This window comes from Acidiphilium sp. JA12-A1 (assembly GCF_000724705.2).
Lineage (GTDB): Bacteria > Pseudomonadota > Alphaproteobacteria > Acetobacterales > Acetobacteraceae > Acidiphilium > Acidiphilium multivorum.
In genome coordinates this window covers 24,441-32,838 of sequence record NZ_JFHO01000060.1, presented here as the reverse complement: position 1 = coordinate 32,838, position 8,398 = coordinate 24,441, and the positions used below count along the sequence as shown (strand labels likewise).

Below are 8,398 nucleotides of genomic sequence, written 5' to 3'. Positions count from 1 at the left end.
CTGACCGCATGGATGACGCGCAGGTAGATCGCGAGAGCCACGAGGTTGAGGCTGAATGGTGTGCCGGTCTCCATGCCTTCCGGGACGGCTGCCAGCGTGGTCGCCCCACAGCACGGACAATGGCCGGCATAGCGTTCGACGCGGGTGACGACCGGCTTGATCGGCGGCAGATCGATCTTGTCGTAGCGCTGCGCGAGGCGCTGATCCGCGTCAGTCAGCCCGGCACGGCAGTGCTGGCAATGCGCCGCCTTCGCGATCACCGTCTGATCGGGGTTCTCGGCAAGCAAGCGACCGCCACCCTCACGGCCGAGACTGCCTTTGCGGGGCCCCTTGCGCGGACTTTTCTCGGGCCGGTTTGGCTTCTGCCCGCGCGATGGCGGCAGGCTCGAATTGTCCGGCCGCTTCGGCGGTTCGTTTAGCCGCGCCTCCAACTCCGCAATCCGGCGTTCCGCATCCGAAAGCCGGATTGCCAGTTCCGCGTTCCTGCGCTCGGATGATTGCAACGCGTCCCATAGCGCGCGGATCAGCGCGTCTTTCTCAGCGTGCGATAGGAGAGACAGGTCAGGAAGCTCGTTCACGCCTCCCGTCGAATCGTATCCGCCGTGGTCACGTCAATTCACAATCGATTCAACTTATCGACGGACCAGGATGAGCAGATACCCGGCCGCGATGTTGATGGCTAGAGCCAGCACCACTGTATTGAACAGGTAGCCGATCACGCCCTGCAATGTCGCCAGCCGCCGCATCTTGCGGCTGAGGATGTTCACGTCAGATACTTGGAACGTCATTCCCAGCACGAACGAGAAATAAACGAAGTCGAGATAGTCCGGTGCCTCACCGCCTGGAAAGGCGAGCCCGCCTTCCGGCCCGCTATCGGTCGCCGCGTAATATTCGTGCGCGTAGCGATAGGTGAAGGTGATCTGGGTCATCAGCCACGATGCCACCAGCGTTGCAGCTGCCAGCGCGACATAGGGCGTGTGCGCCGTGGTCCCCTTGCCACGCGCGGCGAAGATGACGATCGCAGTGAAGCTCATCAGCGCACCGGCCAGGCTAAGGCCAAAGATCGTCCATTCCCCTTCCTCCTGCCGCGCCGCGTCGGCGCCGATCCGCGTGTGGTCGGCGCGGCTGAAATGCAGCATGGCGAGCGCGACATAGACCGCGACGGCAATGTCCCAGCCGATCACGACCCGCAGCGTCGGCGCAAGATCGCCCGACAGCAGCAGGAAGACGAGGGCTCCGCAGAGGAGGCCAGTGAACAGGCGGGGGTGGCCGCGCGCAATGCGCACGGCAAGCGGGCGAGGCGTCATCCGTTCTTCATACAGGAACTTCGCCGCGAGGGCAGGCGTGGCGCTTCGCTTTTCCGTGAACGGTGTCAGCTCCGCATGAGCGCCCGATACGCCATCTGGTCGTCATGCATCCGCCGGAACACGGCATATTTGCGGGCATGAAAGCCGGCGTTCGCTGCCTCTGGCGCAATCATCGCCCCGGCCCGGCTCATCGCCGCCATTCCTGCCGGCAGGTCAGGATACACGCCGCCCGCCACCGCGCCGAGAATGGCGCTGCCGAGCAGCACCGCCTCCGGCTCCGCCGGCAGCACGATCCGGCAACCCGTCGCATCCGCGTGCTCGCGGAGAAAAAGCGGGTTTTTCGTCCCGCCGCCGGTCGCCATGATCGTGTCGATCGCGTAGCCATTGGCGTTCATCGTCTCGATGATGTGCCGCGTGCCGTAGGCCAAAGCCTGGAGCGTTGCGAGATAGAGCCGCGCGCAATCCGCTTCGTCCGCCGAGAGCGGCAGGCCCGAGATCATGCCCCGCAGGGTGGCATCCGCGCGCGGCGAGCGGTTGCCGTGGAAATCGGGAAACACGTGCAGGCCCTCGGTCAACGCCGCAGTCGATCCAGCCTCCGCCGCCATCCGCCCGACCAGCGCGTTCAGCCGCTCGTAGATGCTCACCCCCTCCGCTTTCGCCGCGGCGGCAAGTGCCGGATAGGCGGCATGGGTCGTCACCATATGGTCGATCAGCGAGCCGGTCGCGGACTGCCCGCCCTCGTTCAGCCACATCCCCGGAATCATCGCCGCGTGATACGGCCCCCACACGCCTGGCACGAAGCGCGGCTCCGGCGCCACCGCCATGTGGCAGGACGACGTCCCGCCGATCAGCGCGACCCGCCGCCCGAGCGCGGCCGCATCCGGCGCCACCCCGTCGAGTGCGGCGCCGATCACCCCGATCCCGCCCGCATGCGCGTCGATCGCCGAGGTGCCGACCGGAATCCCCGGCGTCAGCCCGAACGCCGCCGCCGCCTCGGCCGAAAGCCCGCCGCCCACCGGTGTCGCGATCGGCAGGATCGTGGTGCCGATCCGCGTGAACCCCTCATCGGCAAGCTCGCCAAGCCCGATCGCCCGGAAATACGCCTCGTCCCAGCGTTCCTCGTGGCCGAGATAGGTCCATTTGCACACGGTCGAGCAGAGCGAGCGGCTGGCCGCACCCGTCGCCCTGTAGGTGAGGAAATCCGGCAGGTCGAAGACATGCCGCGCCGCCGCCCAGCTTTGCGGCGCGTGCCGCTTCAGCCACAGCAGCTTCGGCGTCTCCATCTCCAGCGAGATCCGCCCGCCGACATAGCGCAGCACCTCGTACCCGCCCGCATTGATTTCGTCCGCCTCCGCCTGCGCGCGATGATCCGCCCAGAGAATCACGTCCTGCGCCGGGTCGCCGTCCGGCTCCACCGGCAGCGGCGCGCCGGCTTCATCCAGCACCACGAGCGAGCAGGTTGCGTCGAACCCGATGCCGCGCACCACCAGCCCACTGCCGGCCTCCGCCATTGCGCAGCGCACCGCATCGCTCACCGCTGCCCAGATATCGGTGCTCGACTGCTGGATGAAATCCGGCCGCGGTCGCCAGGCGCGGATCGCCTGCACGGCACTGCCGCGCATCGTTCCGTCCAGGCCGAACACGCCAGCGCGAGCGCTGCCGGTGCCGACATCGACGCCAATGACGATATGGTTTGCCGGGTGGCTCATGGCGGTCCTCCTCGTTCCGGTTGCCGCTCAGCCCGCGGCGGCGATGAAGGCGTCGAGCGTTGCGAAGTCGGCAATCCCTTCCATCCCGCCCTTGCGGCTGACGGCGAGCGCGCCCGCCGCGCGGGCATAGTCGAGCGCCCGCCTTGTCCCCATCCCCTGCAACAGGCAGGTGACGAAGGCAGCGCCGAAACAGTCGCCCGCCCCGGTCGGGTCGATCTCCTCCACCGGAAACGCCGGCAGGTCGAATTGTTCATCGCGCGAGCGGAAACTCACACCCTTGCGGCTGCGTTTGATCACTACCATCCGTACGCCGAGATCGAGCAGTTCCTCGACCGCCGCGCGTTCCGACTTCGCCTCGGTCGGCAGCAGGATCTCAGGGCCTGACGGCATGAAGATGTCGGTATAGCCGAGCATGAATTCGAGGCCCGCGCGCATTTCCGGAATCATCAGCATTTCCTTGCGGATGTTCGGATCGAAGGAAATCACCGCACCGTTCGCCTTGGCGAGCTCGATCGCCTTTTTCATTTCGTCAATAATATGAAACGAGAAGAGCGACGACCCCATGATGTGGAAATGCGCGCATTGAGCGAGCATCGCCCGTGCGGCGGCGTCGATCGTGATCCGCCCCGCGGCGCTGCGCTTGAGGTTAAACAGGAAGTCGCGGTCGCCATCCTCGCGGTAGCGCACGAAGGCGCTTGCCGTCACCTGGTCCGGCTCGATCCGCACGGCGCTCACATCCGCCCCCTCGCGCCGCAGCCGGTCGACGCAGAGCCAGCCGAAATCGTCGTCGCCGATGCAGGAGATGATGCCCGCGCCAGCACCAAGCCGTGCGGCCTGGGCGATGAAGGTCGCCGGCGCGCCGCCGGGGAAGGGGCCAAGCAGCCGGCCGGGCTCGTGGAAGCCCTGGCCCTTTTCCTCGGCGAGAATGTCGACGAGGATTTCACCCATGGTCACGATCATGCCGGTCATGACGCCTCGCCGAACGCCCTGGCGCCGCTCCGGCTATGCGCGGGATGGCTGGAGAAATGCGCCTCGGTTCCGCCATCGGTCTCGACAGGCCTGAAGCCGGCGCCGAGGAGGATGTCGCGCAGACGGTTGCTGGGCATGCCGGGCAGGATCAAGTCGGAAATCCCGGTAAGGCCGAGCTGCGCCGTCCGCCGTTCGAGCGAGAGCGCAGGGTTGCCGATCAACACGATGCTGCGCGTACTGCGCCGTATCGCCGCCTCGGCCAGCCGTTCGGCGGGCTTGGCGGCCACCAGCAGCGCCGAATCGGCGGACAGGGCGTCCGCCTCGAGGATCGACCAGCCCAGCGCAAAATGGTCAAGCATCCTGAGGGCGCCTGCGCCTTCGATCATGCCGCTCTCCGCGGTAATCTCGCCGCCGAGCAGGTAGATCCTCGCATCGAGGCAGGTGCGGGCGAGGGGGATCGCCTCGGTGCTGGTCAGCACCACGGAAACTCCCGGAATTTCCGCAAGCCAAGGAATTGCCTGGGTGGCGAGCGGGCCAGGGCCGATCAGCACGGTCTGGTCGGGTCCGATCAGCGCCTGCGCCCGCCGCAGCATCGGCACGAGCAGCGCCTTGGTCAGTGGCGCGCCGGCGGGCCGGTCGCGCGGCGCGCCCGATTTCGCCGCTATCGCTTTGCCGAAACTGCGGACGATCAGCCCCTGCTCCTCAAGATAAGTGAGATCGCCACGGATGGTGACTTCGGAAACCTTTAGCGCCGTGCTGAGCTCATCAACGCGCATTTGCCCGTACTGGCGAATCCAGTCGGCGATCTTCAGCCGCCGCTGCAGCACGGCACTTTTCGCGCCGAGCGTCACGTCGATGTTCCCAGGCTGCCCATCTGCTATCGATGCCAGCAACATGCTCGGAAGTCCATAGGTTTCGAAACGAAAGCGGCCGAATCATGTCATGATGACTGCCCTTAACCAATTCTATAGCATTTTCATTATGAATTAGTGTTTTTGGATATTGCGGTGCGGTGAATTTTTTCCGTTGACTTATCAAACGAAAGTTCGCTACCTACGAATCACAAGCTGCGCCGAAGCCTGGACGCAGCGCGCGGGGGGATATCCATCCATCCGGTCGCGGCCCGCATCGGGGCCGCAAGCCGGCATCCCTGTCATCCGCACCGGCTCCTTGCGGGCCCACCTTGCGCAGCCCGTCTGCGCACGCTTCGGCGCGCGGTTTGGCGGCGCCCTTGCTTGATTCAATGAACCGGATTGTTCGAGAGGGAGAAACGTCTCGTGAAACGACAGATCAGGATTGCGGTGGGCGGACTCGCCCTCGGTTGCCTCGGCATTGCCGCCGCCCATGCGACGACGCTGACGATCGCGACGGTGAACAACCCCGACATGCTGCAGATGCAGAAGCTGTCGCCGCAGTTTACCAAGGAAACCGGCATCAAGCTGAACTGGGTGGTTCTGCCTGAAAACACCCTGCGCCAGCGCGTCACCACGGACATCGCAACGAATTCCGGCAATTTCGACATCGTCACCGTCGGCTCCTACGAAGTGCCGATCTGGGGCAAGGCCGGCTGGCTCGCGCCGATCAAGAACCTGCCGGCGAGCTACGACGTGAAGGACCTGTTTCCCTCGGTACGCAACGGGCTGTCCTACAAGGGCACACTCTACGCTCTCCCGTTCTACGCCGAAAGCTCGGCGACCTATTACCGCAAAGATCTCTTCAAGGCTGCCGGCCTGACCATGCCGGCGCATCCGACCTATACCGAAATCGAGAAGTTTGCCGCCAAGATCAACGATCCTTCGAAGGGCATTTACGGCATCTGTTTGCGCGGCCTGCCTGGATGGGGCGAGAACATGGCCTATTTCACCACGCTGGTGAACACGTTCGGCGGCCGCTGGTTCAACATGAAGTGGCAGCCCCGGATCGACAGCCCGGCCTGGAAGAAAGCTGCCAACTTCTACGTGAATCTCGAGAAGAAGTACGGCCCGCCCAACGTTACCTCGAACGGATTCACCGAGAATCTCGCGCTGTTCAGCCAGGGCAAGTGCGGGATGTGGATCGACAGCACGGTCGCCGCCGGCACGCTTTGGGATCCAAAGACCTCGAAGGTCGCGAACGAGGTCGGCATGGTATCCGCCCCGGTGGCGGTCACGCCCCATGGCGCGCACTGGCTCTGGGCCTGGGCGCTCGCGATGCCGAAGACCACGCGCCACAAGGCGGACGACATGAAGTTCCTCGAATGGGCGACGTCGAAGGCCTATCTCAAGCTCGTCGGCAAGACCTTCGGCTGGGTCCAGGTCCCGCCCGGCACCCGCATCTCGACCTATGACAACCCCGACTACACCAAGGCCGCCCCCTTCGCCTCGAAAGTGAAGGAAGCGATCCTGAGCGCCGATCCGAATAATCCGACGCTCAAGAAAGTCCCCTATACCGGCGTGCAGTTCGTCGCGATCCCGCAGTTTGAGGGCATCGGTACCGAAGTTGGCCAGCAGATCGCGGCAGCTCTCGCCGGTCAGAAATCGGTCGACGCGGCGCTCGCCCAGGCCCAGAAGGCAACGGCGCGGACGATGAAGGAAGCCGGTTACCACTGAGTGCGGCAGCAGGGCGGCGTCGCCCCGGGTCAACCGGAGCGCCGCCGCCCCTTCGGAAAGCGGGAGTGTGCGATGATCCAGCCAACGTCAGGCACGATAACACCGGGCAGATCGGGCGCCACGCAGCGCCGGCAGGTGCGAACCCTGCCGCTGCTGCTGCCCGCTGTGATCCTTCTGCTCCTCTGGTCAATCCTGCCGCTCCTGCAGACGATTCTCTATTCGTTTCAACACTATAATCTGATGGAGCCGCCCTCGGCCTACAATGGCGGCCTCAATTACACCTATCTCTTCACCGATTCCTCGACCTGGACGGCGATCTGGAACAGCGTGGTGTTGGTTGCCGGCACGCTCGTCGCTTCGATCGTGTTCGGCACGATCATCGCTCTGCTGCTGAACAACGACTTCCCCGGCCGCAACATCGCCCGGCTGATGGCGATCGCGCCCTTCTTCGTGATGTCGCCGGTTGCCGCCCTGATCTGGAAGAACCTGCTGCTCGATCCGGTCAGCGGCCTCGCCGGCTGGCTGATGACGCTGGTCGGCTTCAAACCCATTGCCTGGTTCAGCGTCTATCCGATGGTCTCGATCGTGATCATCTATTCATGGCGCTGGATTCCCTTCGCTACCCTCATCCTGCTCACCGCCCTGCAATCGCTCGATACCGACCAGCTCGAAGCCGCGCGGATGGATGGTGCGAAGGGCCTCGCCCGCCTGCGCTACATCGTGCTGCCGCATCTCGGCCGGCCGATCTCGATCGTGGTGATGCTGGAATCGATCTTCATGCTCTCGGCCTTCGCCGTCATCTACACCACAACCAATGGCGGTCCAGGCCACGCGACGACGACGCTGACCTACATGATTTTCATCCGCGCGCTCAACGATTTCTCGATCGGCAGCGCCTCAGCCGCCGGCGTCTTCGCGATCGTCCTCGCTAATATCCTCGCCTTTTTCCTCATCCGCGCGGTCTCGCGCACCCTGCAGGCGTGAGGTGCTGCTGATGAAACCATCCCTCTCCAGCCGCGTTGTCCTCGCCATCCTCGCCTGGGCGGCCGCGTTCATCATGTTCTTCCCGATCCTCTGGATGATCGTCACCGCCTTCAAGACCGAAGGCCAAGCCATCGCGATTCCCCCGCTGCTCATCTTCACGCCCACGCTCAAGAGCTTCTTCGATGCAACGCAGAATGCCGGCTACCTGCTCTTCGCGCTGAACAGCGTGATCGTCAGCGTCGGCTCCACCGTGCTTGCCATCGCCATCGCCTTTCCCGCCGCCTACGCGCTCGCCTTCTTCCCTGGCAAGCGCACGGAATTTACCCTGATGTGGATGCTCTCGACCAAGATGCTCCCGGCGGTTGGCGTGCTCATGCCCATCTATCTCTTCCTCAAGAACGTCCACCTGCTCGACACGCGGCTCGGCCTCGTCGGCATCGACACGCTGATGAATCTGCCCATCGTGGTCTGGATGCTCTACTCGTTCTTCAAGGATATTCCTCACGAAATTCTCGAAGCCGCGCGCGTCGATGGCGTTGGCCCGCGCCAGCAGATGATCCATCTGCTGCTCCCGCTCGCGGGTCCCGGCGTGGCCTCCACGGCGCTGCTCTCGGTCATCCTCGCCTGGAACGAGGCGTTCTGGAGCATCAACGTCACCGCCTCCCATGCCGGAACGCTCGCCGCCTATATCGCGCGGTTCTCGGCGCCGGAGGGATTGTTCTGGGCGAAACTCTCGGCGGCCTCGGTTCTCGCGGTCGCCCCCATTCTGGTCTTCGGCAGCCTGACCCAGCGCCGCCTCGTGCGCGGGCTCACATTCGGCGCGGTGAAATAGGAGCGGATC

8 protein-coding genes are annotated in these 8,398 nt (G+C 64.7%); 3 read left to right on the top strand and 5 right to left on the bottom strand.

The annotated features are described in order from the left end of the window. The 5 genes from RT91_RS11715 to RT91_RS11695 all read right to left on the bottom strand — a co-directional run. Nucleotides 1-578 (bottom strand): DUF6444 domain-containing protein (locus RT91_RS11715; protein ID WP_240314204.1); only part of this gene is annotated, 578 nt, incomplete at its 3' end. 54 nt (nucleotides 579-632) lie between these two features. Beyond that, nucleotides 633-1,307 (bottom strand): DUF1345 domain-containing protein, encoded by a 675-nt coding sequence (locus tag RT91_RS11710; protein ID WP_035187420.1) that lies wholly within the window; start codon nucleotides 1,305-1,307, stop codon nucleotides 633-635. 65 nt (nucleotides 1,308-1,372) lie between these two features. Further along, the gene (locus RT91_RS11705) at nucleotides 1,373-3,016 is read right to left on the bottom strand and encodes an FGGY-family carbohydrate kinase (RefSeq protein ID WP_007424283.1); all 1,644 of its coding nucleotides are present in this window, start codon (nucleotides 3,014-3,016) and stop codon (nucleotides 1,373-1,375) included. Between the two features lie 27 nt (nucleotides 3,017-3,043). Continuing rightward, complete coding sequence (locus RT91_RS11700; RefSeq protein WP_007424284.1) at nucleotides 3,044-3,985, bottom strand: sugar kinase; 942 nt, start codon at nucleotides 3,983-3,985, stop codon at nucleotides 3,044-3,046. Further along, complete coding sequence (locus RT91_RS11695; protein ID WP_013639476.1) at nucleotides 3,982-4,836, bottom strand: DeoR family transcriptional regulator; 855 nt, start codon at nucleotides 4,834-4,836, stop codon at nucleotides 3,982-3,984. Before RT91_RS11695 ends, RT91_RS11700 begins: the two co-directional genes overlap by 4 nt. Before the next feature lie 426 nt (nucleotides 4,837-5,262). On the opposite strand from RT91_RS11695, the gene RT91_RS11690 reads away from it, so the two are divergent. The 3 genes from RT91_RS11690 (at nucleotide 5,263) to RT91_RS11680 (ending at nucleotide 8,389) form a co-directional block, all read left to right on the top strand. Further along, nucleotides 5,263-6,573 carry a sugar ABC transporter substrate-binding protein gene (locus tag RT91_RS11690; protein WP_007424286.1) on the top strand — a complete coding sequence of 437 codons (1,311 nt, stop codon included), beginning with the start codon at nucleotides 5,263-5,265 and terminating at the stop codon, nucleotides 6,571-6,573. Nucleotides 6,574-6,645: 72 nt separating this feature from the next. Then, nucleotides 6,646-7,557, top strand: a complete 912-nt coding sequence (locus RT91_RS11685) for a carbohydrate ABC transporter permease (protein ID WP_011941540.1) — start codon at nucleotides 6,646-6,648, stop codon at nucleotides 7,555-7,557. A 1-nt stretch (nucleotide 7,558) separates the two neighbouring features. After that, the gene (locus RT91_RS11680) at nucleotides 7,559-8,389 is read left to right on the top strand and encodes a carbohydrate ABC transporter permease (protein ID WP_408735337.1); all 831 of its coding nucleotides are present in this window, start codon (nucleotides 7,559-7,561) and stop codon (nucleotides 8,387-8,389) included. The last annotated feature ends 9 nt before the right edge of the window (nucleotides 8,390-8,398 follow it).